Source organism: Paraglaciecola arctica, assembly GCF_018861065.1.
GTDB lineage: Bacteria > Pseudomonadota > Gammaproteobacteria > Enterobacterales > Alteromonadaceae > Paraglaciecola > Paraglaciecola arctica_B.
In genome coordinates, this window is sequence record NZ_JAHKQO010000002.1 from 92,851 (window position 1) to 119,612 (window position 26,762).

Annotated in this window: 19 protein-coding genes; 6 read left to right on the top strand and 13 right to left on the bottom strand. The window is 41.6% G+C overall.

Translation table 11 applies throughout. From position 1 onward, the window contains the following. The 3 genes from KO534_RS00700 (at position 1) to KO534_RS23580 (ending at position 7,650) form a co-directional block, all read left to right on the top strand. A complete protein-coding gene (locus KO534_RS00700) occupies positions 1–1,527 on the top strand; it encodes a tryptophan halogenase family protein (protein WP_215926154.1) in 1,527 nt (508 codons plus the stop codon). Between the two features lie 20 nt (positions 1,528–1,547). After that, the gene (locus tag KO534_RS00705; protein WP_215926156.1) at positions 1,548–3,233 is read left to right on the top strand and encodes a CRTAC1 family protein; all 1,686 of its coding nucleotides are present in this window, start codon (positions 1,548–1,550) and stop codon (positions 3,231–3,233) included. Positions 3,234–3,465: 232 nt separating this feature from the next. Then, a complete protein-coding gene (locus tag KO534_RS23580) occupies positions 3,466–7,650 on the top strand; it encodes a S8 family serine peptidase (protein WP_215926158.1) in 4,185 nt (1,394 codons plus the stop codon). 90 nt (positions 7,651–7,740) lie between these two features. Here KO534_RS23580 and KO534_RS00715 read toward each other — a convergent pair whose 3' ends face one another. From KO534_RS00715 to KO534_RS23665, 3 genes are all read right to left on the bottom strand, one after another. Then, on the bottom strand, positions 7,741–8,595 hold the full coding sequence (locus tag KO534_RS00715; protein WP_252731864.1) for a glycoside hydrolase family 11 protein: 855 nt from the start codon (positions 8,593–8,595) through the stop codon (positions 7,741–7,743). Between the two features lie 233 nt (positions 8,596–8,828). Beyond that, positions 8,829–10,544: a protein adenylyltransferase SelO family protein gene (locus KO534_RS00720; RefSeq protein WP_215926160.1), complete on the bottom strand. Its 1,716-nt coding sequence runs from the start codon at positions 10,542–10,544 to the stop codon at positions 8,829–8,831. Between the two features lie 384 nt (positions 10,545–10,928). Next, the gene (locus tag KO534_RS23665; protein ID WP_215926163.1) at positions 10,929–11,099 is read right to left on the bottom strand and encodes a type II toxin-antitoxin system CcdA family antitoxin; all 171 of its coding nucleotides are present in this window, start codon (positions 11,097–11,099) and stop codon (positions 10,929–10,931) included. 260 nt (positions 11,100–11,359) lie between these two features. Here KO534_RS23665 and KO534_RS00730 point away from each other — a divergent pair, with 260 nt between their 5' ends. Further along, positions 11,360–12,472, top strand: coding sequence for an NAD-dependent epimerase/dehydratase family protein (locus tag KO534_RS00730; RefSeq protein WP_215926165.1), 1,113 nt, complete (start codon positions 11,360–11,362; stop codon positions 12,470–12,472). 80 nt (positions 12,473–12,552) lie between these two features. Next, complete coding sequence (locus tag KO534_RS00735; protein ID WP_215926168.1) at positions 12,553–13,908, top strand: winged helix-turn-helix domain-containing protein; 1,356 nt, start codon at positions 12,553–12,555, stop codon at positions 13,906–13,908. A gap of 240 nt (positions 13,909–14,148) precedes the next feature. Here KO534_RS00735 and KO534_RS00740 read toward each other — a convergent pair whose 3' ends face one another. The 10 genes from KO534_RS00740 to sdhC all read right to left on the bottom strand — a co-directional run bounded on the left by KO534_RS00740 (position 14,149) and on the right by sdhC (position 24,998). Continuing rightward, on the bottom strand, positions 14,149–14,409 hold the full coding sequence (locus tag KO534_RS00740) for a helix-turn-helix domain-containing protein (protein ID WP_215926170.1): 261 nt from the start codon (positions 14,407–14,409) through the stop codon (positions 14,149–14,151). Further along, the gene (locus tag KO534_RS00745) at positions 14,409–14,693 is read right to left on the bottom strand and encodes a type II toxin-antitoxin system mRNA interferase toxin, RelE/StbE family (protein WP_252731866.1); all 285 of its coding nucleotides are present in this window, start codon (positions 14,691–14,693) and stop codon (positions 14,409–14,411) included. Before KO534_RS00745 ends, KO534_RS00740 begins: the two co-directional genes overlap by 1 nt. Positions 14,694–15,241: 548 nt before the next feature. Next, a complete protein-coding gene (gene sucD / locus KO534_RS00750) occupies positions 15,242–16,114 on the bottom strand; it encodes a succinate--CoA ligase subunit alpha (RefSeq protein WP_215926174.1) in 873 nt (290 codons plus the stop codon). Next, positions 16,114–17,280, bottom strand: coding sequence for an ADP-forming succinate--CoA ligase subunit beta (gene sucC, locus KO534_RS00755; protein ID WP_215926176.1), 1,167 nt, complete (start codon positions 17,278–17,280; stop codon positions 16,114–16,116). The genes sucD and sucC overlap by 1 nt, the downstream gene beginning before the upstream one ends. 121 nt (positions 17,281–17,401) lie before the next feature. Beyond that, positions 17,402–18,883, bottom strand: coding sequence for a 2-oxoglutarate dehydrogenase complex dihydrolipoyllysine-residue succinyltransferase (gene odhB / locus KO534_RS00760; protein ID WP_215926178.1), 1,482 nt, complete (start codon positions 18,881–18,883; stop codon positions 17,402–17,404). Between the two features lie 9 nt (positions 18,884–18,892). Further along, positions 18,893–21,718 carry a 2-oxoglutarate dehydrogenase E1 component gene (locus KO534_RS00765; protein WP_215926180.1) on the bottom strand — a complete coding sequence of 942 codons (2,826 nt, stop codon included), beginning with the start codon at positions 21,716–21,718 and terminating at the stop codon, positions 18,893–18,895. Between the two features lie 72 nt (positions 21,719–21,790). Beyond that, complete coding sequence (locus KO534_RS00770) at positions 21,791–22,501, bottom strand: succinate dehydrogenase iron-sulfur subunit (protein ID WP_215926181.1); 711 nt, start codon at positions 22,499–22,501, stop codon at positions 21,791–21,793. 11 nt (positions 22,502–22,512) lie between these two features. Continuing rightward, a complete protein-coding gene (sdhA, locus tag KO534_RS00775; RefSeq protein ID WP_215926183.1) occupies positions 22,513–24,282 on the bottom strand; it encodes a succinate dehydrogenase flavoprotein subunit in 1,770 nt (589 codons plus the stop codon). Next, positions 24,283–24,630 (bottom strand): succinate dehydrogenase, hydrophobic membrane anchor protein, encoded by a 348-nt coding sequence (sdhD, locus tag KO534_RS00780; protein ID WP_215926185.1) that lies wholly within the window; start codon positions 24,628–24,630, stop codon positions 24,283–24,285. Further along, on the bottom strand, positions 24,624–24,998 hold the full coding sequence (gene sdhC, locus KO534_RS00785) for a succinate dehydrogenase, cytochrome b556 subunit (RefSeq protein ID WP_215926187.1): 375 nt from the start codon (positions 24,996–24,998) through the stop codon (positions 24,624–24,626). Before sdhC ends, sdhD begins: the two co-directional genes overlap by 7 nt. 468 nt (positions 24,999–25,466) lie before the next feature. Here sdhC and gltA point away from each other — a divergent pair, with 468 nt between their 5' ends. Next, positions 25,467–26,747, top strand: coding sequence for a citrate synthase (gene gltA, locus KO534_RS00790; protein WP_215926189.1), 1,281 nt, complete (start codon positions 25,467–25,469; stop codon positions 26,745–26,747). The last annotated feature ends 15 nt before the right edge of the window (positions 26,748–26,762 follow it).

Below are 26,762 nucleotides of genomic sequence, written 5' to 3' on the forward strand. Positions count from 1 at the left end.
ATGAATTCAACTGCAATTGCTAACAAACATATAGTGATCCTAGGCGGCGGTACCGCAGGTTGGATGACAGCCAATTTAATGGCTGTTAAATGGAAAAATCAGAATATTCACATTACCTTAGTTGAGTCCCCTGCTATTGGCACAGTTGGAGTCGGTGAAGGCTCTACACCGCAACTTAAATCTTTCTTCGAACAAATTGGTGTTGAAGAACAACAATGGATGCCCGCCTGCAATGCGACCTATAAAAATGGCATTCGTTTTAACGGTTGGTCTAGCCGCGAGGGTTACCAAAGTTATTTTCACCCTTTTGCCTCTAGAATTGACGCATTTTCAGCACCGGCGTTGTTTTACAACAGTATTCACCGTCGCAAGGGTGTGAACATAGAGTGCCACCCTGATAGATTTTATTTATCGGCAAAATTAGCACAGCAACACAAATCACCTATTGCCGATCATAACTTCCCTTTTCCTATCGGTTATGGCTATCACTTCGACGCAAATTTATTGGGGCAATTTTTGTCTAATTTAGGCACCTCAAGAGGTGTTAAACATATACAGGCCAAAGTATTAAATGTCGGTAGGCACGTTAATGGCGACATAGCCAACCTGCAAATAGACAGCGGCGCGACTATCAGCGGGGATATTTTTGTTGATTGTTCAGGCTTTGAAGGCGTGCTTATTCAACAAACTCTCAAGGTGCCTTTTGTCAGTTTTAAAGAAAACCTTTTTAACGACCGCGCTGTGGCTATCCCCTCACCAGTTAGCCAACCGCTGCGCAGTGAAACCATTTCGACCGCCATGAAATATGGTTGGGCGTGGGATATTCCACTCACTAACAGAGTAGGAAATGGTTACGTATATAGCTCTGACTATTGCAGCCCAGAACAAGCTGAAACTGAATTAAGAAGCAAACTCAATTTATTGGATAGCGAGATTGAGGCCCGTCACTTAAAGATGAAAATAGGTCGAGTGGAAAAACACTGGCATCAAAACTGTTTAGCTGTGGGTTTATCTCAAGGTTTTATTGAGCCTCTTGAAGCGACGGCCCTACATTTTGTACAAGAGACCATAGAAGGCTTTATCGAGGCTATCAATAACAGTAATGAATCAAATAGCTTATGTATTCAACATCAAAATACATTTAATCAAAAAATGAATCAAAGATTTGAAGGCATTCGCGACTATATAGTGGCGCACTATCGATTAAGCTCAAAAGACGATACCGATTATTGGCTGGCCAATTCCGCAAATCCGAATATTTCAGATCAATTAAAACGTATAGTTAAGGGTTGGATGGCGGCAGAAGATATGACACAAATTATTCAACAGGCCAAGATACACAGTTATTATCCTCCTTTTTCTTGGCTTTGTATTTTGGCTGGCTATGGCATTTTCCCCAAGCAATTGAGCGACGCCCCCAAAGATAGCGCCGCGCACAAATACGACCTTAATTACGTAGATGACTTTATTCAACGTTGTAGTCTTAACTTTAAAGATCACCAATCATTTTTAGATCTTCACTTTTAGTAGTAAAAAATATGAACTCAATGAAACTATCAAGTTTATCCTCTGCCGTATTTAGTATTTTATTGCTTGGTTGTGGGGGCGGCTCATCCAATGACAGCCCTGCCCCCACAGTCTCTGTGCCAGAGCCGGTGTTACGCAGTGGTGTGGCAGTTATAGTAGATTCAAGTTCACCACAGGGCAGTGACACTGACCTTTGCCACTCTACTGAGGTCACCCAGACCCAATTAAATTTTACCGACATAACCACGCAAGCCGGATTAAATTTTAGTCATTCTGTCCCCAATGGTGATGGCATTTTAGGTATGTCAGGAGGAGTCGCTGCAGGAGACTTTGATAATGATGGCTGGGTAGATTTATATGCGGTGGGCGGTGATGGCCAAAAGAACTTGCTGTTAAAAAATATGGCTGATGGCTCGTTTTCTGATATGGCTGAATTTGCAGAGGTTAACCGACAAGCCATAAGCAGTGGCCCTGCCTTTGGTGATTTAGATGGTGATGGTTTATTAGACTTGTTTGTAGGTAGTGTGGGTGGTTCTGCCCCAAAACTATACTTGAACCGAGGCAATGATAAGTTTTTAGATATCACTGACAGTGCTGGTTTAGTGTTGCCCGGTAATAACTTCGGGGCAACTTGGGGTGACTATGACAAAGATGATGATCTTGATTTGGTGATAACCCACTGGAGTAGTGTCTCTAGCGATCATTATGCCTATTTTTGGCGCAATAACGGTGATAACACCTTTACCGACGTCAGTATTGAAACCGGCATAACCCCTATAATGCGTCAGTTTGGTAGCAGAGATAAATCTTTTACCCCTACTTTTGCGGATATTGATAGTGATGGCTGGCAGGATTTATTGTTGGTTTCCGATAATCACCGCACCCGTATTTTTCTCAATAACCAAGATGGTACCTTTTTAGATCGTACCGATAGAGACGTTATCAGTGACAATGCCGGAATGGGTTCAGCGGTCGGAGATTATGATAATGATGGCGATCTAGACTGGTTCGTCTCAGCTATTACTTTCAAAGATGGGGTTACACATTTTGGATCCTTAACCCCTGGAAATCGCCTCTATCAAAACCAAGGTGATGGCACCTTTATTGATAAAACTGACGAAACAGGCGTACGAGACGGTTATTGGGGATGGGCTGCGTGCTTTGCGGATTTTAATAACGACACACACCTAGATATATTCCACGTTAATGGCATGGAAGGTGACGACATCGACCTTAGGTTTAAAGACGATCCGTCACGTTTGTTTATGTCTAATGGTGATGGCACTTTTACAGAGTCATCAGTTTCACTAGGAATTGACGACAAAGCTATGGGCCGAGGCTTAGTGTGTTTTGATTACGATAAAGATGGCGATATAGATTTATACATCGCCAACTACAATCAAGCACCTAAGTTGTTTTGTAATTCGGGTACGCACAACCATTTTGTTAATATTAAACTGGTTGAAAAATCTACTAACACTCAAGCTTTAGGCGCTCGAATATATGTCACAACTGACGGTATTGAACAAATGCGCGAACTAAGAGCAGGAAGTAATTATGTATCTCAGAATCCGGTAGAAGCCCATTTTGGATTGGGGCAAGCTACAACTTTAGAGCGTGTTAGAATAGTTTGGCCTGATGGTCAACAAAGTCAATTAGACGACCTAAGCATGGACCAGTTTATAACCATTACCCGTAATGATTAGCTATTTCAATTAAAACAGTCGCTTGTTTGCGGCTGTTGTTGAAAATACTATTTCTTATTTGATGATATGGCTCCATCAGGATCCCTAAAACCACTCATGGTTTCTTTTTTCCATTCATTTCTCGGTTACATAAAATTACAAGATGTATATATTTGCTACTATTTTTTGGCCTATTTTTTATTCAGGATGAGAGCTGTTTTAACTCTAAAAAATAATATGAAGAGAACGGAAGATGAAACAGTCCCACAACGCTTTACCTAATCTACTTTTATGCCTTTTATGCTTCGCCAGTTTTATTCATCACGTACCTAACGCCCTTGCTAAAAATGCTCCGGATCACACGAATGACCATCAAAGTGATTTACGTCAAGCCACCATCAGTGAGATATCACAATCAAAACAAACGACCTTTTCTAACGCGGCTTACAAAAACACTCAGATAAAAAATCAACTCGCCCACTATAAAAATTCCGCTTCTAAAGCGGTGCTCACTAACCTTGAAAATCGATATATTGTAAAATTACGCTCCGCTCCTTTAAGTAAACAAATCAATAATTTGTACACTTTGGGGAGTACAAAACAGAAAATATCAAAAACTTCTAGCCTTACTTCTCGCCTCAATAGTTCAGCCGCGAAGGCCTATCAGTCAAAACTGTTAAACGACCAGAAACAGTTTATGGTAAAACTAAGTAGCCAATTTGCCACAGTTAAGACCCTCAGGCGTTTTGATACGTTACTAAACGGCATGGAAATTAGCGCCAGTGCCGAACAAATCACGCATATTAAGGCCATGCCTGAAGTCGCGCAGGTCTATCCTGTGAAAATGCGTTACCTGAATTTGGACGCCAGCCATAACACGATTCAATTACAAGCTGCTTGGGAAGCGGTGGGTGGACAATCTGAGGCTGGTAAAGGTATTAAAATCGCAATAGTCGATACCGGGATCCGCAACGGTAATCCTATGTTTAACGACAGTGGAATAGAAGCGCCTGACTTATCTGATAATAGTTATCTGACCGACCATCCCGATTATTGTCGAGACTCTCAAGGTGATGCCAGTTTCTGTAATAATAAATTAATCATTGCACGCTGGATGGATCCAACAAACTATGATTTTAACATCTACCAAAACGAATACCTCAGCCCACTTGACTTTGATGGGCACGGCAGCCACGTAGCGGGTATTGCCGGCGGAACTCAAGTAAATATCAATTACGCTGATAGCGATGTGACCATAGGAGGTGTTGCCCCCGCCAGCTATTTGATGGTTTATAAAGCGTTATTTGTTGGGGCAGACGGGCAAGTTCAGGGTCCTGACACTATGCTTTTAGACGCCCTAGAGCACGCAGTTAAAGATGGAGCCGATGTAATCAATAACTCCTGGGGAGCAGGAAATGGTGCCGATCCCAATGACTCTATTTATAAAGAAGTATTTGAAAATGCCGAAGCTGCCGGTGTCGTAATAGTCAGTGCCTCAGGTAACGACTTACATGCAGGTCGAGGGCAAACCATTAGTTGTCCGTCTTGTATTGAATCAGGTATTTCTGTCGCCAACACTACCACAGGACGTTACTTTGGTAACAAGATTGAAATCGCAGGCCAAAGTTATTTCGCCTACCAAGGTGATAATCGTCAATTTGAACACGCAACCACCTACCCTTTACGCGCTTTAAACGGGTTTAATCCTATTGATGATGACGGTTGCCAACCGTTAAATGATACCTTTGGGAATTTTGCTGGCAGCATGGTGTTAATTGACTATCGCCATACCTGTACTCACCAAGAAATTGCACAGAATATGCAACAAGGTGGCGCTGCAGCAGTTTTGCTGTATTCCTCCGGTGCATTTGGTTTAGCCACAATTGAACCCTTGATCCCCTATCAAGGTGATTTTGCCATTCCCGTTATAGGTATATCCCGAGATACAGGTTTAGCGATTTTTGAACAAGCCTACAGTTCTAATTACAGCGTTACTATCAGTCCTGAAATTGTGCCCGCTATTGAACCTCAATATGTGGATATGATGCATCCATTTAGCTCAACTGGACCAAACGGAGATCCACATATCCTGAAACCTGATATGGCCGCACCTGGAACCGATATTTTGTCGGCCTATTCACCGGATGTGTTTGAATCCTCCCCTTTCCCAATTGGTTTTTCTGGTACTGGCAATGCAGCCAAAACTAGCGTAAACACCGCCACATTTGCGAAATTGACTGGTACTAGCATGGCATCACCTCACGTAGCAGGTGCAGCAGCGTTATTACGGCAAACTCATCCAGACTGGAGCGCCAAACAAATTAAATCAGCTTTAGTTAGCTCAAGTAACTCAAACGTACTATTGGGACTAGATCCTGCGCGACCTTTTGATATGGGAGCGGGTCGACTCGATGCGAAAAAAGCCTTAGAAACAACGATCATCACAGACAAAGTATCCTACGCGGATCCTGCTTGTATTGGTCAATGTAGTTTCGACAACATCATCACTAACCTTGGCGAGCAACCAACACAAGTGAGCTTTTCTGTAAGTTTTGATGATGGGATTACCCATGGAGAAGTCGGCATATCAGGGCAAACCCTAGCTGCAAAAGGCGCAGATGGTGCCTCTCTGCCCTTTACTCTTACTGTAGATATTGCCCAAGCCACTCCTGGACAATGGATATATGGTGACCTCTATATCCATCACAACAATTCAACACAGCAATTACCCATCGCCTTGTATGCAAACGAAACGAGTGATGCAGGTGTATTAACAGTAGGGACAACAACGACTAACACCGACACCACCCAGCCCATTACTTTTACCACTACTGTGCGTAACAAAAACCTTGGAGAGACCTTTACCCTTGACTTGCCTGTTCCAGAAAACGCTGAGTTCATCACTGATAGTGAAACGACTGTGGTAAGCAATGGAGAAACGACTCTTTTAGAATTTGATGCCACAGACAACACTGTACTTTGGCAAGGAAATTTGCAACTAGGTAACATGACCTTTGAAAGAAACGATATTCCGTTTAACCGCAGTTTAGCTGAGGCAGAAATTACGCCTATTGCGTGTTCGGATGGCTGCATCAATTTTTCAGCGGTTGTTGATTTCAACTTTCAGTTTAATGGCGAGGATTATGACAACCTAACGGTTTCCGACAATGGATTTGTTATTGCTGGTGCCACAGAGATTGACTCATTCTCTGCCTTGTTTAATCAAGAGCTGCCCAATCCATCACCATTAAATAGAGTGATTGCGCCATTGTGGTCAGAGTATGATCTACTTGACTCGTCTGACAGTGACGACACGGGAGGCGGTTACCTTCGTACTGCCATCCATGAAAATGCGGGACGTACCTTTTTAATTGTAGAGTGGGACAGAGTAGCAATATACTCAAACGAGTTCGATGAACCTAACTTAGAAGAAAGTGTTGGCCCATTTACTTTTCAACTAATTATCGAAGAAAACACCGATAACATTTGGTTCAATTACGTAGAGGTTGAGGCGCTGCCTAACTATGCGTCAATCGGCGCCGAAAACAAAGATGGCAGCATAGGTAAAAGCTTATATTTTGACGGCGTCCACGACACCTTTCTTACTGAAGACAACCTAAGCGGACTAACGCTGCAGTTGCTGACCCAAGAAGAAGGCGTCGCACAAATTAGCTACTCAGTAAGTCTTGCTGACCAGCAAGGATTTGCGAAAACTGACGACTTTGAGATGCAAGAAGATAACCAGCAACTCTTTGATGTTATCTACAACGATGTGACAAACACCTATGTTACTGCGTTTTCGACCCTACAAGTCAACGCTTTGCAACATCAAGCCATTCGAAGTGTAAAAGTAGAAGCCAGCGGTGCACTCGATCCTGATAGTTTAGAAATAGTGCAAGCCCCAAACAATGGCACCGCAACAATTGAAAATGGTCAGATAAAATACCAAGCAAATAATCACTTTAATGGTTTAGATACCTTAAGCTATCGAGTCGCCGACGCCGCTGGTAAATATTCCAAAGCCACCTCAATAAACGTAACTGTCATTGCGGTAAATGACCCGCCTAACATACAGGCTGATGCCAATACTGCAGTTGAAGAAGGTCAGAGCGTGACCCTAAGTGTAACGGCGACCGATGTAGATAACGACGCGCTAACCTATACATGGTCACAAACTGCAGGAGAAGTCGTTTCGTTTACCCAACAAGACAACAGCATCACTTTCACCGCTCCAGAGGTAACAAAAGATAAAGTATTTAGCTTTGCGGTAATAGTAAGTGACGGCCAGACGATTAGTGAGCCAGTTAACAGCGAAGTGACTATTACTAATAAGAGTAAAAGTGGAGGCACATTGCCAAGCTCGGTAATAATGATACTGGCGCTTATTGCTCTGGGCCGAAACCGCCTTTGTTACAAGAGTTTGTATAAAAATGACTGAAACATTGTGAAGTTTAATAACTGCTAAATAAAAGCCTTGGTAGTTACCAAGGCTAACTCACCCTAAAATGCGTTTTCTCATCACCGCCTTTTAGTGGGCGGCGGCATCCCATACTCGACCAGATGCAGTACCGTCTTTGGGCGGATTAAAGACTTCAACCGCCATCACCTGATAGGTAGGATCATCACTTGCGTCAAAATTATTCATATTAGGGATCACCCAACCACTGTCAGCCCATGCCTTAACATGATCTGCAAAGATAATTTTACCGTCTTGGCCTAAGGGTTGTGGTTCGCTAGGTTTACTCCAGTATTGGTAAAAAGTGGAGGTATGATTGATTGAAGGCTTTTGTTCACGAATCGAACGATAAGTAGAATACTCAATGCCGTTACTTACGAATGTTTTACCGAACACACCATCTTTACTAGGATCATAAGTCCACCTTTGTAAGATGTAATACTCTACTAAATGCGCCGGATTTGAGTGATCCATGGTTTTATCGTATCCCCAACCGTACAAGGTAACAAAATTAGCGCCGCTATCTTCGTCAAAACGATAACCTATGACCCGATCATTATCGCCGTAATGCCACCCCGGACCGCCAACATAATTGTAGCCACCACCCTGCCATTGCACGCTAAAGGCACCTTCTGTGTCCATAGTTAAAGACGCCGCGCCGCCATCTTTCCAGTGCGTAAAGAAAAAATCTCCTACATGGCCTGTGGCATGGCTTTGGGTAATTTTAGTATCTTCTGTAAATTGCTGGGTATAGGCTTTAAATTTGCTTATGCCAGCAACTCTTTGATCACCTTTGCCAGGGTTTTGTACTGTCTGTTTTACAGTCTCTTGCGCTGCGACTTGCTCTGACTTTTGTGTTTCAGAACAACCCAAAACAAAACACATAACCAGCAAAATACTTGATGCCTGTTGCATTGTAATTTTCAAAATCTACTCCTTAAATTCAATGGCTTAATCTACAACCAAAGGCCTTAACTCAAATCAAACAACCACAAAAGGATTGTGATGAATTAACCTTGCGATACGTTAAAATAGAAGCTGATATTCTCAAAGAGGTGCAATCCCTGTCTATTACGTTTTTGATTTACCATTTTGATTTATTTCAGAGCTAAAACTTCACACAGTAAATTTATCATTCGTTAGGTAATAGATTCGGATATTTATGAGGAACAGCTATAGTGCGACACGCCGCCCGCTGCGAAAAACGCTTGGGGTTTTAAGCGGTTATATTTACTGTCAACTTCACTCGACTGATCATTGAATGGCTGAGTTAATACCTGTTGCAACTCACGAACCAGTGCGAAATCACCCGCGCCCGCCTGCTGGTAAGCTGGCACCACTAGCCATTCTCGCCAAGTGTATTTCGGATTAACTTGTTGCATTATTTGTGAAGCTTTATGAAGGTCTTGTTTGCCACTTTCGTCAACTACGATCAAGCCTTGCCATTTTTGCAACCACAGCCTCCACTGCTCAGCCAAATCAGCGGTTTCAGGACCGTAAAAACTTTTACTTATGCCAGAAATATCCTTAGGAAGTTTTATAAGTTCACGAAAGAAAATCGTGTAATCCACATAGGACTTCTCCATCATCTCAATCAATTCACTAAAAAGCTCAGCGTTAAAAGTTGCTAGGCCAAGCTTAGCTGCCCACATGTTTTCTAATTTGTCTTGCATCATGCCAGCAAACCCAAGGTTTATCTGATTTAACTGTTCGAGTGCTGCTGGCGCTAAGGCAAGTAATGGCTGTAATGATCGACAGAACATGTTGAAATTAGTTTGCGCAGCCGCGGCTTGGTTAAAAAATGAAAAGTGTTGCCCGCCTCCAGTCCAAGGTTGAAAATTGGGCTCGAAACACTCCATAAAGCCAAATGGACCATAGTCAAGTGTATAACCACCACAGGCACAGTTATCACTGTTAAAATTGCCTTGGCAATAACCAACACGCATCCAGTGACTAATTAATGTGGTTAATCGCTCACGAAACGCCCTAGCGAGTTGCACAATTTGCTCTTCAAAAGTTAACTCGAGATCCACGTCATGTGCATATTCACGCTCAATCAAATGCAAAACAATCAGCTCTAGCTCCTTTAATGCTCCAGGGTGAGCCTTATAGCGAGCGCGACGAGCAAAGAGTTCAAGTTGACCGACACGTAAAAAAGAAGGTGCAACACGAGTTGAAATCGCAACTGGGTTAGATACGTTTAAATCTGGGTTGGTGGCATAGGACCCTTCAGAATACCAAGGGCGTTTAACTTGCTCTGATTGAGAGACAAACATACATAAAGAACGCGAAGTGGGCACACCTAACGCTTGCATGTGCTCTTGAGCTAAAAACTCCCTAATACTTGAACGTAACACAGCTCTGCCATCTCCACCTCGACAATAGGGCGTAGGCCCAGCCCCTTTTAACTGCATTTCCCAACGTTTGCCATTAATGACCGCTTCTACTACAGAAATCGCTCGGCCGTCACCGTAACCATTACCTGTTTGAAAAGGACATTGCTGAATGTACTCGGTACCGTATATAGACAGCGCATAACCTGTAGCCCACCCCACCGTTCGCATAGGCATGGGCACGTCAGAGATATCGCCTGAAAATAGCTTAATAAAACCTTCACTATGAACGAGGCTGTCATCAAACCCTAATTCCGCAAAGAATGTTTCACTGTGGGCCACATATTTAGGCTCAGCAATAGGCGTAGGTTTAACAGGTACATAATGCCCGGAAAATACCTGCCTAGGATTATAATCATCACCGGTTTCGGTAGCGTCCGGATCGCAGTTCAGGTCATCGACTAAAGAGTAGTCAGTTAACTTAGCTAAATCATCAAGGGTGTAAACACTGGTAGGAACATTAGTTTTTGGTTGGTTAGCCATGTAATTAAATAACCCATTTTTGGTATCAATCTAAGAATATTATATTTCATTTAGATACATTGTTCTGACACAATTGTTTTATGCGTTGCTGACGATAAGTTTTAATGCCTTTGTCTAGGATAAACAATCGGCATCTTGCGAATTCGTTCAAATCCCCAATGAGAATGCATCATAAGCGTTAACAATACTATTTCTTACCTCAGATAAATTGCAAACATAATGATTAAGGCGATTTCCTTTAATTGTCGCAACAACATTCATAAGGATATAACCCAAGGTCTTTGGCAGTAGGATTTTACAAATACATCGAATTAATTCATAACAAACTAAACGGCGAAATCGTCGTCAAAAGGCAAACCACTAAAGGCTATATGGATCGTGGTATCATTCAATTTTAGTTTTGTTGGCCTCTTCCCATTTTTGAGATATTTCAGCCCGCAATGTTCTTTCAAGCGTTGGACTCTTGTTAACACCCAATCTATTGGCACCATCGGACAAAGACCTAGAAATAGATAAATTTACTCTAGATTTATCTTGGACCGTTTGTATAAACACCTCTGTGTACGCGTTTTTTATGCGTACATAATAATATAAACAAATAGGGAATTAGACCGTTCGCAGTGGTTTTTCCATAATTTAACGAGTGTGTCCTTATAATTATCGATCAGGTCCCTCTTCAATCCTCAAGAAACTTTGCCCTTTGGTTCACTTCGTGGCTTATGTCAGTAAAATGTGAGGTTTTTGTCAGAGTTTTAACAAGTGTTGTTATCTTTTATTAGGGAGACTAAAGCAAAACTCATTTATGGAAAGTAATAATGAAACGACGCAATTTTATAAAAACGGTAGGAGCAATTTCAGCATTAAGTTTATCGCCTTTACTTGCAGCAAAAATACCTAAACTGAAAAAGAGTAGTAAAGTACTTATTCTTGGTGGGACTAAATTTATTGGTCCAATAATAGTTGAGCGTCTGATAGCCGAAGGATATGAAGTAACCTTATTCAACCGTGGCATTACTAATCCTCATCTTTTCCCTCAGCTAGAAAAACTACAAGGTGATCGATATCCAGCAAAAGGAAAAGGCCTTACGTCTCTCATTTCATCTCGAGTATGGGATGTGATTATAGATACTTGGGCAGAGAACCCTTTGTGCGTTCAAGACACTTTACTGTTACTAAAAAACAGATGTAAACAATATATTTACACATCGAGTATGGCTGTATATCCAGATGATTTATTGTCTACTAGAACCGGTATAACAGAGTTAGAGTCACTCCCCAAAGATCCACTACCACAAAGTCACAATGTTGATTTAAATTATAGCGTTAGTAAGCGTATTGCCGATACTTTAGTTAGTGCGATTTCAAATGGATGTGTACTAAGACCGCATTCAATTTGTGGTGTTAATATGGATCATATTTCAGATAACCAAAGGTATTGGCCAGTTCGTATACAAAGAGGTGGTGTGATTGCGGCACCAGGTGACGGTGCAGATACCACACAGTATATTGACGTAATAGACCTAGCTTCTTTTATTCTAAAATGTATAGAAAAAAATCTAACGGGTGTTTATAACACCTTTACTACTGAAAGATTTGATGCGTATTTGTATGGTTTAAAAGCACTAAGTCGAACGCGAAGTGAATTCATATGGTTGCCACAAGAATATATTTATAAAAACAATATCCGCCACTATACTGATATGCCAATGTGGGCCGCTCGGCAAGTAGTGAAAGGTACGTTCACTATATCGAGTGAAAAAGCAATACAAGCTGGATTATCTTTCAGGCCATTATCTGAAACCTTTAGTGATGTACTGGCTGGTTTTTATCGAAATGAAACCAATGAATATGAATTTGGGGTCGGTAATTCGAAGGCGGGCTTGAGTAGAGCAAGAGAAGAATTTTTATTAAAAGGGTATAAAACTTAAGTGAGGGTGAGTTTCTTTTCATGGTACGTAGAGATATGATAAATCATCATTTGCTAGCACATGAAGTTACAATAATATAAATGTATCTTATTGATAAAATAACTTTTAATACAAATGAAAAATATTTAGAGCTTGCTGACAATAGAGTATCACTTGATAAACAATCAAGTGATATATTGCAGCTACTCATTGAAACTAAAAGTCCTGTAAGTAAAGAGACATTACTTATTCATATTTGGCAGAATAGATTTGTTTCTGATGCGGCTGTTACGAGTGCTATACGTCGAGTAAGAAAGGCACTCGCAGTGTTTGATGGCGAAAAAGAATATATCAAAACATTGTCGAAAGTTGGCTACCAAATCAATGTTGTCGTTAAACCAAAAAATTCGCCAGATAAGACAAAGAAGGTTTTACTCACTTCTCACTTAAATTTAAAAATATTGGTTCTTATATCCATTTTATTGTTAAGTGTTGCTTATTGGCAATACAATTTAAAAACCACTCTTGAATTACCAGCAAGTTATCGACAAGCATTGCACTTACTAGCTCAGAAAAATCAAGAATCTCTACCTCAAGCAATTACCCTCTTAGAAAAATCTATTGAAGAACAGCCAGAGTTAGTCGTCGCTTATCACGCTTTATCCCAACTATACGCATATAAAATGAGTCGACATTTGCAGCTCACTGATAAACAAATCATCACTAATGCTAAGTACTATATTGAAAAAGCAAAATTACTCGCTCCCTCTCACCCAGACACATTTCTATCTCAAGCAATGCTAGACTATTTTTATTTAAAAAATAAACGCGGTGTTGAACAGTATCATCAACGTGTAAAGCAAGGGCTTGAATGTGATCATAAATGCAATTTTTTTCTCGCCTATACCGCTCCAATATTTATGCAAGCAGACCAAGGCGTGATATATGCTGAACGGGCATATAAAGCTCAACCTGATCATACAACCTATGTATGGGAAAGAGCCTGGAGTCTATTCATGAAAGGAGAGTTTAACTCTACAATCAAGCGGATTGAAGAAGCTGAAAAATTTGTGGGCAGAACAAGCTACTTGTTTCGTGCAATGCTTGCTCAAGCTAAAAACCAACCTGAAAAAGCAATTAATCATTGGATAGAATATTTTCATTCTATTAAAAAAATATCAAGTAATGACATAGGTAAATACAATGACCTACTGCTTAAGACACGACATCAGGTAATTGCAGGGCTTTTACTTAAACAACTTAATGATATACCTATAGATCAAGAAGTTGAGCTTTTACTGCTGGCGGGAGAGAAAGAGGAGGCGATAAATCGTATTTTAGAAACTCACGGCCTTCAAGAGCAAACATACCTTATTGCTATGCATGTAAGTCCGGTTTTTACTGCATATTTCACTTCGGAAGAATTAGAATTACTTAGCCGTCATATCTGGCCATAAGATAGACCACTAACAGGACAGTCATGATAATTATTTATAACCAAATTATCGAATTATCTGGACATCCATGTTAATTGTACATTACGCAACGTTTAAATCTCTATCAACAGCATTTATTAAATGGCGCAGCCATGCTTTATGAACTCAATGAACTCTTTGTGTGCGAAAGCACATAGATAAACCAAGTGAATGCCTCGTATGTGCAGCAACTAAAAAAGCGAAGCCTATACCTCGCTCCAATTATGCAGCATTTTCACTTTCAACATCCCAACCTGGAAATACAAGTACAGCTGGATGGCACTTTAATGCTCTGGCTAGTGATTTTGCTCTTTCAATACCCAAATTAATTCGTTCATTTTCAATGGCTGAAATGGTTGATTGGGGAATATTAGTTAACTTGGCTAACTCATTTTGACTGAGCTCTTGCAACTCACGCATGATCTTGACAGATTCACCGCTTGATATTTCTAACCGTTTTATTGCCGCTTTAAAATCACTCATTATGACCTCCTTCGATAGTCATGAGGCGTTACCTCAACAACACTGACAAACAATTCATTATTGTTGATGGAATAAATTACTCGATATTGTTGATTTAAACACGACGACCTATACCCTTGCCAAGTACCCGATAGTTTTTCGTCTTTAAAACCTTTGATCATCATCAAACCCGCAGGCCCTGATATCTCAACCACATCCTTCCATTTTTCATAACGTTTTTGAATTTCTATCGGCACCTTAGAAAGTTGCTTGTCTAAACGTTTATGTTCAAATATTTTCCACATACTATAAAGTATATATACCATATATGGTATGTCAAAAATAAAACAAAAATAACAGTAAACTTAGCTTTATGAGCGCAGTGAAAGCTTGGTGTTCGAAGCACATGATTTTGATTTTATCGCGTCTGAAAACTCGCCGATTTTATTGTAAATTTTGTAGGTCAATTGACAGGACGTCAATTGAGTTTTTGTGTGTCGGGAACACATGAAAAACGACCTACTAAATTTCAATTAAAATAGGATGAAGAGTTTTGTAGAGCGCGGCCTCTTTCTGGTTACGCTTTCTTGGCTGTTGAAGAAAGAGTCACTAGCTCGAAGGGATTCGAGTTAAAAACTGCATGGATGTAGGTGAGCTTTGCGAATAAGTGACGAAGTCATGCACCGTGTGCGCAGCACATAAACAACAATCCGATTCCGGCTCAAAAGCATACCGGAATGACGAAGTCTAGAAAGGCCACCGGAATGACGGCCTCATCACTTTCTGCGAAGCATAAAAAAACCCGCTAACAGCGGGTTTCCAACTTCTTAATATCGTTAAGCATTAACGCAAATTACCAACCAGTAATCTCACGTAACCCTTTACCGATATCCGCTAGAGAGCGTACAGTTTTAACACCTGCTGCTTCTAGTGCTTTGAACTTCTCATCAGCTGTACCTTTACCACCGGCGATGATTGCGCCAGCATGGCCCATACGCTTACCAGCAGGAGCAGTTACACCAGCGATATAAGATACGACTGGCTTAGTGACGTTAGCTTTGATAAATTCTGCCGCTTCTTCTTCTGCAGAACCACCAATTTCACCAATCATTACAATTGCTTCTGTTTCTGGATCGTCTTGGAACAATTGTAAAATATCGATGAAGTTAGAACCCGGGATAGGGTCGCCACCAATACCTACACAAGTAGACTGACCAAAACCTTCGTCAGTGGTTTGCTTAACGGCTTCATACGTCAAAGTACCAGAGCGAGAAACAATACCTACTTTACCTGGTTTATGAATGTGACCTGGCATGATACCAATTTTACATTCGCCTGGAGTGATAACACCTGGGCAGTTTGGACCGATCATGCGAACGCCTTTAACGTTCAAGTATTCTTTTACGAATAACATGTCGATAGTTGGGATACCTTCAGTGATACAAATAATCAATTCGATACCAGCGTCTGCAGCTTCAACGATTGAATCTTTGCAGAATGGAGCAGGTACATAAATAACAGTAGCCGTAGCACCTGTTGCTTCGACCGCTTCACGTACTGTGTTAAATACCGGAAGATCTAGGTGAGTCGTACCGCCCTTACCAGGAGTAACACCACCAACCATTTGTGTGCCGTAAGCAATCGCTTGCTCAGAATGGAAAGTACCTTGACCACCAGTGAAACCCTGACAGATAACTTTAGTGTGCTTATTAATTAATACAGACATTATTTGCCCTCCGCTGCTTTAACAACTTGCTGAGCGGCGTCGGTTAGACTGCTAGCAGCAATGATGTCTAGATCTGAAGCAGCTAATACTTCACGACCTAATTCTGCGTTAGTCCCTTCAAGACGAACAACTACAGGTACGTTAACACCCACTTCTTTAACCGCACCGATAATACCTTCAGCGATCATGTCACAACGTACAATGCCACCAAAAATGTTAACTAGCACGGCACTTACGTTACTGTCAGAAAGAATGATTTTGAATGCTTCAGCAACACGTTCTTTAGTTGCACCGCCGCCCACATCAAGGAAGTTAGCTGGCTTGCCACCGTGAAGGTTAACAATGTCCATAGTACCCATAGCAAGACCGGCACCGTTTACCATGCAGCCAACGTTTCCGTCTAGTGCAACATAGTTCAGCTCCCATTTAGCTGCTTCAGCTTCACGGGCGTCGTCTTGTGATGGATCATGCATCGCAGCAACTTTTGGTTGGCGATACGCAGCGTTGCCGTCGATCGCTACTTTAGCGTCTAGGCAGTGAATGTCACCGTCATCTTTAATGACTAGTGGATTGATTTCGATAAGCGCAATATCTAAGTCAACAAACATTTTTGCTAGACCTAAGAATATTTGAGTGAATTGCTTAATTTGAACGCCTTTAAGGCCCAATTTAAATGCCATTTCACGGGCTTGGTATGGTTGTGCACCAACAATTGGATCAATCTCAGCTTTTAAGATTTTCTCAGGTGTTTCTTCTGCAACGGTCTCAATTTCAACACCGCCTTCAGTAGACGCCATGAAAACAATGCGACGAGAAGTACGGTCAACAACCGCACCTAAATACAGCTCATCTGCGATATCAGTACATGATTCAACTAAGATCTTGCTAACAGGTTGACCATGTTCATCAGTTTGGAAAGTGACTAAGTTCTTACCTAACCAGTTTTCAGCAAAGGCTTTAATTTCTTCCTTTGTTTTAACTAATTTAACACCGCCAGCTTTACCACGGCCACCTGCGTGAACTTGGCATTTTACTACCCACTCACTTCCGCCAATTTTATCAGCTGCTGCTGCGGCTTCTTCTGGTGAATCTGTTGCGATCCCCTCAGAGACTGGCAAGCCGTATTCTTTGAATAACTGCTTACCTTGATATTCATGCAAATTCATGGTTTTTCTACCCGTTTAATTTAAGAAAAAAGCCGCTAATAAGCCGCTTTATTTTTATGTCATTACAAAACACAGTAACAACGACAATACAGATAAGGAAAACCTCACCTGTATCAATTAGTTACACATCTAAAAGCAGACGTGTTGGATCTTCTAACATTTCTTTAATGGTAACCAAAAAGCCTACTGACTCTTTGCCATCAATGATGCGGTGATCATAAGACAATGCCAAATACATCATTGGCAAAATTTCAACCTTACCATTTACTGCCATTGGCCTATCTTGGATTTTGTGCATACCCAAAATGGCACTTTGAGGCAGGTTAAGTATAGGAGTTGACATCAACGAGCCAAACACGCCACCATTAGTAATGGTGAAGTTTCCACCCTGCATATCAGCCATACTTAATTTGCCATCACGACCTTTAAGCGCTAGCTCTCTAATACCGCCTTCGATTCCTGCCATTCCTAAAGTGTCAGTGTCTTTAAGTACTGGCGTCACCAATCCTCTTGGTGTGGAAACAGCGATAGAGATATCAAAATAATTGTGATAACAAATGTCGTCGCCATCGATAGAAGCATTGACTTCAGGGAAACGTTTCAGCGCTTCGGTCACAGCTTTTACATAGAAAGACATAAAACCAAGGCGAATACCGTGGCGTTTCTCGAATTGTTCTTGATACTGTTTACGCAAGTCCATGATAGGTTTCATGTTGACTTCGTTAAACGTAGTCAACATAGCCGTGCTATTTTTAGCTTCTAACAAACGAGTGGCAATAGTTTTACGTAAACGAGTCATAGGCACGCGTTTTTCAGTACGATTACCTAAAGCAGCTACTGGCGCAGATTCTGGTGCTGCAGCAGTTGTAGCAGCCGGCGCTTGCAAAGACTTTTCAACGTCTTCTTTAGTTACGCGACCACCTTTACCGGTACCTTTAATGTTTGCAGCATCTAGACCTTTTTCAGCTAGTAATCTGCGCACTGACGGGCTAAGAGCATCATTTTCTTCAGACGCGGCTTCGGCTGCTGGCGCTGGTGCCGCACTGGCAACACTACCTGCAACAAAATTCGCAATGACTTGCTCACCGGTTACAGTTTCGCCTTCAGGCGCTAAAATTTCGCTTAGCGAACCGTCTGCAGGTGCTACAACTTCTAACACAACTTTATCAGTCTCAATATCGACTAAATTCTGATCTCGAGAAATGGCTTCACCTGGCTTAACATGCCAAGTTGCAATTGTTGCATCTGCCACTGATTCTGGCAGAACAGGTACCTTAATTTCCACTGACTCACCTTTATTACCGGATGGTTGACTTGATTCTTCACTGGCTTGGGCAGGAGCAGCGGCCCCAGAACTTGCACCCTCACCTTCTTCAAAATTAGCGATCGTTTGCTCACCGAGAACAGTCTCGCCTTCAGCTTGCAAAATTTCGCTTAAAACTCCATCTGCAGGAGCCACAACTTCTAACACAACTTTATCTGTTTCAATATCTACTAAATTTTGATCGCGGCTAACTTTATCGCCAACCTTTACATGCCAGGTAGCGATTGATGCATCTGCCACTGATTCAGGCAATACCGGTACTTTTATTTCTATTGTCATACTGGTTCCTTATTTAATTGTTAATGCATCATCAACCAAGTCTTTTTGCTGTTGGTTGTGAACTGAAATATAGCCTACCGCTGGAGAAGCAGAGGCTTTTCTACCGGCATAGGTTAATGTAGCTGAGTTTGGCACCGCAGCCCAAAAATGATGCTGACTACAATACCAAGCCCCTTGGTTTTGTGGCTCTTCTTGACACCAAACCCAATCTTTAACGTGTTTAAATCGACTTACTACTTTTTCGATTTCACCATGAGGGAAAGGATAAAGTTGCTCAATTCGAATAATTGCAATATCAGTTTGTTCATTTTTACGACGTTGCTCTAACAAGTCATAATAGACTTTGCCAGAACACATCACCACTCGCTTCACTTTGCTTGGGTTAATATCATCAATTTCATCGATAACATTATGGAACACACCCTCTGCCAACTCTTCAATGCTAGATACAGCCAAAGGATGACGTAACAAAGACTTAGGTGACATAACAATCAGTGGTTTACGCATCGGACGTAATGCCTGACGGCGCAACATATTAAATACTTGTGCGGGTGTCGAAGGCACACATACTTGCCAGTTGTGATCTGCACACATCTGTAGAAAACGTTCTAATCGAGCGGAACTATGCTCAGGACCTTGCCCTTCATAACCATGTGGTAACAACATAGTTAATCCACACAAACGCCCCCACTTGGCTTCACCTGAACTCAAGAACTGATCAATTACCACCTGTGCACCATTAGCAAAGTCACCAAATTGGGCTTCCCATATGGTTAAAGTACCAGGCTCTGCCGTAGCGTATCCAAATTCAAACGCAAGCACTGCAGCTTCAGACAAAACTGAATCATAAATTTCTATCTTGCCTTGGTCGGCGTGCAAATTAGCAAGAGGCATGTAAGCAGAACCATCTGTTTGGTTGTGTAACACGGCATGACGATGGAAGAAAGTACCACGGCCAGAGTCTTGCCCTGTCATACGAATATGACTGCCGCCGTCTACAATAGCAGCGTAAGCCAGATTTTCGGCCATCCCCCAATCCATAGCTTTGTCGCCATTGACCATAGATTCACGGTCTTTATACAACTTAGCCACACGGGATTGTAGTTTATGCTCAGCAGGGAAAGTACAAAGCTTCTCACCTAACTCTTTAATTTTTTCAACGCTGATCGCGCTATCATATTGCGCATCCCAGTCATGTCCAAGGAAGGGCGACCAATCAACTGAATGTTCAGTCATTGGGCGCCATTCTTCTACCACGCAGGCTCCATGGTCGAGTGCAGCGCGATAGTCGCTTACCAGTTTGTTAACTTCGTGCTCTTCAATACTGCCTTCAGCGATCAATTGTTCTGCATAAATTTTACGAGGAACAGGATGCACTTTGATTTTTTGATACATCAAAGGCTGAGTTGCATTAGGCTCATCCGCTTCGTTATGTCCATGACGGCGATAACACACTAAATCGATCACTACGTCACGTTTAAACTGATTGCGATAATCCAACGCAAGTTTAGTCACGAACAACACCGCTTCTGGGTCGTCTGAATTCACATGGAATATTGGCGCCTGAACCATCTTAGCGATGTCAGTACAATATTGAGTAGAACGTGTATCTTCGATATTAGAAGTAGTAAAACCAACTTGATTGTTAATAACAATTCGAACTGTGCCACCCACTTGGAAACCACGAGTTTGCGACATGTTAAAGGTTTCTTGTACTACACCTTGACCCGCTATGGCGGAATCACCATGAATAGTAATTGGCAGTACTACTGAACCATCGGTACAACCCCGTCGGTCTAATCGTGCGCGAACAGATCCAATAACAACCGGATTAACTATTTCAAGGTGCGACGGGTTAAAAGCTAACGCTAAATGTAAGTTACCGCCTGGGGTAGCAAAATCAGAAGAATAACCAGCATGGTACTTTACGTCACCGGCGCCAAGAGAATCATCATGTTTACCAGAAAACTCGTCAAACAAAACCGAAGGATTTTTGCCTAGTACATTTACTAAGGTATTAATTCTTCCGCGGTGCGCCATACCAATAACAACTTCTTTAGTCCCTTTGCTACCAGCATGACTAATTAACCCTTTCAACATGGGAACTAATGCGTCACCACCTTCAAGAGAAAAGCGTTTTGCGCCTGGGAATTTAGAACCGAGGTATTTTTCCATACCATCAGCTGCCACTAAACCTTTAAGGATACTGACTTTTTCTTCCCGAGAAATTTCAGGCTTGGCTTGAACAGACTCGATACGGTGCTGCACCCAACGCTTTTGTTCAGTGTCGGTAATGTGCATGTACTCAGTACCGATAGAACCACAATAGGTACGATTAAGTGACGCAAACAACTCACCTAAAGGCATGGTTTCTTTGCCAATGGCATAAGAACCCACATTATAAGTAGTGTCGAAATCTTTTTCGGATAGGTTATGGTGAGAGAGTTCTAAATCTCTAACTCTAGGTTGTTTCCACAACTCTAGGGGATCAAGATTGGCATGTTGATGACCTCTAAATCGAAAGGCATTAATCAACTGCAATACTTTAACTTGTTTTTCGTCACCACCGCTTATATTGGATTGAGTAGCACCAGAACCAGCTCGAGCAGCAGGACCAAGCGCCGCCAAGGTTCGAAATTGATCTCGAACCAGACTGTGCTTGCTTTCAACTTCTACGCCATCAAGTTTAGGTAGGTTTTCGAAAAAACCTCGCCATTCTTCAGATACGTTTTGCGCATCATCAAGATACGCTTCATACATTTCTTCTATATAAGTAGCGTTGCCACCAGCCATGTGAGAAGAATCCCACCATGCTTTCATCACGCTTTGTTGCATTGTCGTCCCTTGCTTTAATCAGACTTGCAATTATGTGTGCACAGGCACACGGTATTTTATTCGTTGTAAATTCTATACTGCTCTTTTTAACAGCATAGATTTTATATGGCCAATCGCTTTGGTAGGGTTTAATCCCTTAGGACAAACGCTGACACAGTTCATAATGCCGTGGCATCTAAACACACTAAAGGCATCATCTAAGTCACCTAAACGCTCGTCTGTTGCTGTATCGCGGCTGTCTGCCAAAAAGCGATAAGCATGCAACAAACCTGCTGGACCAATAAACTTGTCGGGGTTCCACCAGAATGACGGGCAAGAGGTTGAACAACAGGCACATAAAATACATTCGTATAAACCGTCGAGTTTCTCTCTTTCTTCTGGTGACTGTAAAAATTCACGAGCAGGAGCATGGTTGTCATCGTTAATAAGAAACGGTTTGATCTTTTCGTACTGTGTATAAAACTGAGTCATGTCCGTCACTAAATCACGCACTACTGGCAGTCCAGGTAGTGGGCGAACTACTATTTTAGAACCTTTTAGTGCCGAAAGTGGTGTAATACAAGCCAAGCCGTTTTTACCATTCATGTTAACACCGTCTGAACCGCACACACCTTCACGGCATGAACGACGGAATGACAAAGTTGGATCTTTTTCTTTCAGAGCTATCAATGCGTCTAAAACCATCATGTCTTGGCCTTCTTCGACCTCCAATTGATAGTCTTGCATACGAGGAGCGTCATCAACATCTGGGTTGTAACGGTAAACTGAGAAATTTAATTGCATGGTCGTTACTCCTAGTACGTTCTTGCTTTAGGCGGAAAGGCTTCACGCAATTTAGGTGTCATATTCACCTCACGTTTTATCATTGATTTGGTTTCTGGTAAATAAACAGAATGGCATAACCAATTGTTATCATCTCTATCTGGGAAATCGAATCGGCTATGAGCGCCTCGGCTCTCGGTTCTGAAATTAGCTGCAGCAGCTGTTGTATACGCAGTTTCCATCAAGTTATCTAACTCTAGACATTCAATACGCATAGTATTGAAATCGTTACTTTTATCGTCTAGACGAGCATTTTCCAATCTTTCACGAATGTCACCTAATTCTTTCAGACCGGTTGCCATTGCATCACCTTCACGGAACACCGAGAAGTTTAGTTGCATACACTGTTGTAAGTCTTTCTTAATTTGTACAGGGTCTTCGCCTTTACCTGGTGTCGAATTTTCCCAACGATTAAAACGAACCAACGCGGCATCTACATCATCACTTGACGCGCCACGCGCATCGATACCATCAATAGCTTGACCAAGATGTAATCCAGTTGCACGACCAAAAACCACCAAATCTAACAACGAATTACCACCTAAGCGGTTAGCGCCATGTACAGATACACAAGCAATTTCACCGCAAGCAAACAAACCTTTTATGGGTGAAGCATTGCCGTTTGCGTCAATACTAAGGGCCTGTCCATCAACATTAGTTGGAACCCCACCCATCATATAGTGACAAGTTGGGATGACTGGAATAGGTTCTTTTACAGGATCAACATGAGCGAAAGTTCGAGATAACTCTAAGATACCGGGTAAACGTGACTCAAGTACTTCTTTACCTAAATGGTCGAGTTTTAATTTACAGTGCGGACCTAAAGGACCATCAAAGCCACGACCTTCACGAATCTCTGTCATCATTGAACGGGCTACAACATCACGACCTGCTAAATCTTTAGCATTTGGCGCATAACGCTCCATAAACCGTTCGCCGTCTTTATTTAATAAATAGCCACCTTCACCACGACAACCTTCGGTAACTAAGGTACCAGCACCGGCTATACCTGTGGGGTGGAACTGCCACATTTCCATATCTTGCATAGGCACACCAGCGCGAAGCGCCATACCTAGCCCGTCACCCGTATTAATATGAGCATTAGTAGTAGAAGCATAGATACGCCCTGCACCACCTGTTGCTAAAACAACCGCTTTAGACTTGAAGTAAACCACTTCTCCAGATTCGATATCAATAGCAGTACAACCTACTACGTCACCATCTTGGTTTTTAACTAAGTCAAGTGCATACCACTCACTGAATACTTTGGTTTTATTTTTAACATTTTGTTGATAAAGCAAATGCAATAAAGCGTGACCTGTTCTATCTGCGGCTGCAGCAGTACGTGCACCTTGTTCACCACCAAAATTTTGTGATTGACCACCAAAAGGTCGTTGATAAATTTTTCCGTTTTCAAAACGTGAAAAAGGTAAACCCATATTTTCCATTTCAATAATGGCTTCTGGACCGGTATTACACATGTATTCGATAGCATCTTGGTCTCCGATGTAATCAGAGCCTTTCACCGTATCGTACATATGCCATTCCCAGTTATCGTCATGGGCATTACCTAAAGCAACAGTAATACCACCTTGAGCTGACACCGTATGTGAACGAGTAGGAAATACTTTTGACAACAAAGCACAAGATTTACCTGACTCTGAAATCTGCAATGCTGCGCGCATACCCGCGCCACCAGCACCAATTACTACTGCATCATACTCATGAACAGGAATACTCATTTACACACCCCACAAAACAAATAAACCAACGACTACATAAACGAATGCAATTAGGTTAAGGATAAATTGAACAAACGCACGCAAACCTGGTGCTTTTACATAGTCAGTTAAGACTTGCCACATGCCAATACGCACGTGAAACATAATTGAAACCAATGTCATAAAAGTGAAGACTTTCATCGCCAATCCAGAGAACAATTCAATCCAAATTGCGTAAGTCACTTCTGGGGTACAAATGAAAAACCACCCCATAAACAATGAGAATGCAGTCATAATGATTGCTGTAGCGCGAATGGTTACAAAGTCTTGTATGCCATTTCGTTTTAAACTTGCTTGACCGGTTACCATAAGACAACTCCTACTACGATGGTTAAGATAATCCATGCTGCAATAATAACTTTTGCACTGAGGTCTCCTGACTGAAGCTCTTCCCAGTGTCCCATATCCATAATCATATGCCTGACACCACCTAATACGTGATAAATCAAAGCAGATATGGTGCCTATCGCAACAAACTTACCTAAAGGGCCTGCCATTTGTTCTTGAACAAATTCAAACCCTTCTAAAGAAGATACAGACGTAGCCCAAGCCCAGATCACAAACATCAGAGCAAAAAACATTGCGACGCCTGTAATACGATGGAGAATGGAAGTAATAGCTGCAGGAGGAAAACTAATAGTATTGAGTTGTAAATTAACTGGTCTTTGTTTTTTCACGTTTATCGCTCTTTTTACCCGTAGGTGGTTTAAACATTTAGGCTAATAACATTTGCGTGTAAATTTTTTGCTATAACTCTATTTCTCTTCCATGAGATTGTTATCGCTTTGTTAAAGAAAAGTAAACTAGAAATATTCTTTTCAATATGAAGCGCTGTAAGCCACAGAAGTATATCCAGCCATTCAAATAAATACAATTATTGTTCTTTATTAAAGGTTTATAAGTAATAAGAAGTGGATAAAATTGGTAGCACCGAATTAGAATACCAGCCTAATACGAAACTTAACCAAGCTATGCTAAAATTTTATTTGCTTGGAGTGACCAAAGAAGTGAATATTTAATAAGCGGAAACGCATAAAAATTGACTTTGTAAGTCATTATAAGTTCAAATAGCGGCAATTTCCCCCCTAGTAAATAGCAAAATATGCTGTTTATCGAACACAAAACGATTCTGAGGAGAACAGTGTATGGCAGACAATAAAGCCATTTTAAAAGCGGGTGACAAAGAAATCGAACTGCCGATTTTGTCAGGAACTGCGGGCCACGATGTAATAGACATAAGGTCTCTAGGCGCTAATGGGTACTTTACCTATGACCCCGGGTTTATGGCAACTGGCTCATGTGAATCATCGATTACGTACATTGATGGCGCTAAAGGCATTCTTCTACACAGAGGTTATTCCATTGAAGAACTAGCCCGCGACGCAGATTATATTGAAGTGGTTTATATGCTGTTGCATGATAAAACACCGAATACTGAAGAATATAGAGAGTTCAAAGATACGATTACTCGTCACACCTTAGTTCATGATCAAGTCAACAACTTCTTCCGTGGATTTAGACGCGATGCCCATCCAATGGCAATGTTATGCGGTACGGTAGGTGCGATGGCATCGTTTTACCATGACGATTTAAACATCAATGACCCAGAGCAACGTTTACGTAGCGCATACCGCTTAGTAGCAAAAATGCCTACATTGGTTGCCATGTGTTATAAATACAACATCGGGCAGCCATTTGTTTATCCTAGCAATAAATTAAGCTATGCAGAGAACTTCCTGAATATGATGTTTTCTGTTCCTGCAGAAGATTACAAAATTAGTCCAGCTGTTGCAAAAGCAGTAGATCGAATCTTTATTTTGCACGCTGACCACGAACAAAACGCTTCTACTTCTACAGTACGTTTGGCCGGTTCTTCTGGTGCCAACCCATACGCTTGTATCGCTGCTGGTGTGGCGTCTTTATGGGGTCCTGCTCACGGCGGAGCCAATGAAGCCTGTTTAAATATGCTTCAAGAAATAGGCTCTGTTGACCGTATACCTGAGTTTATCGCTAGAGCAAAAGATAAAAATGACCCTTTCCGCTTAATGGGCTTTGGTCATAGGGTTTACAAAAACTTTGATCCTCGTGCCACTGTTATGCGTGAAAGCTGTCACGAAGTGTTAGAAGAACTTAACATTGATGATCCATTACTTAACGTAGCAATGGAACTTGAACGTATTGCATTAAGTGACCCGTACTTCGCCGAGAAAAAACTATTCCCGAATGTAGATTTTTACTCAGGGATCATCCTAAAAGCGATTGGTATTCCTACCAATATGTTTACCTGTATTTTCGCCTTGGCACGTACTGTTGGATGGGTATCACACTGGCATGAAATGTTGAGCCAACCAGGACAAAAAATTGGCCGTCCTCGTCAGCTATATACGGGTGAAGCGCAGCGCCCTTATAGTAAAATTGATAAATAGTTAATTATCATTTTT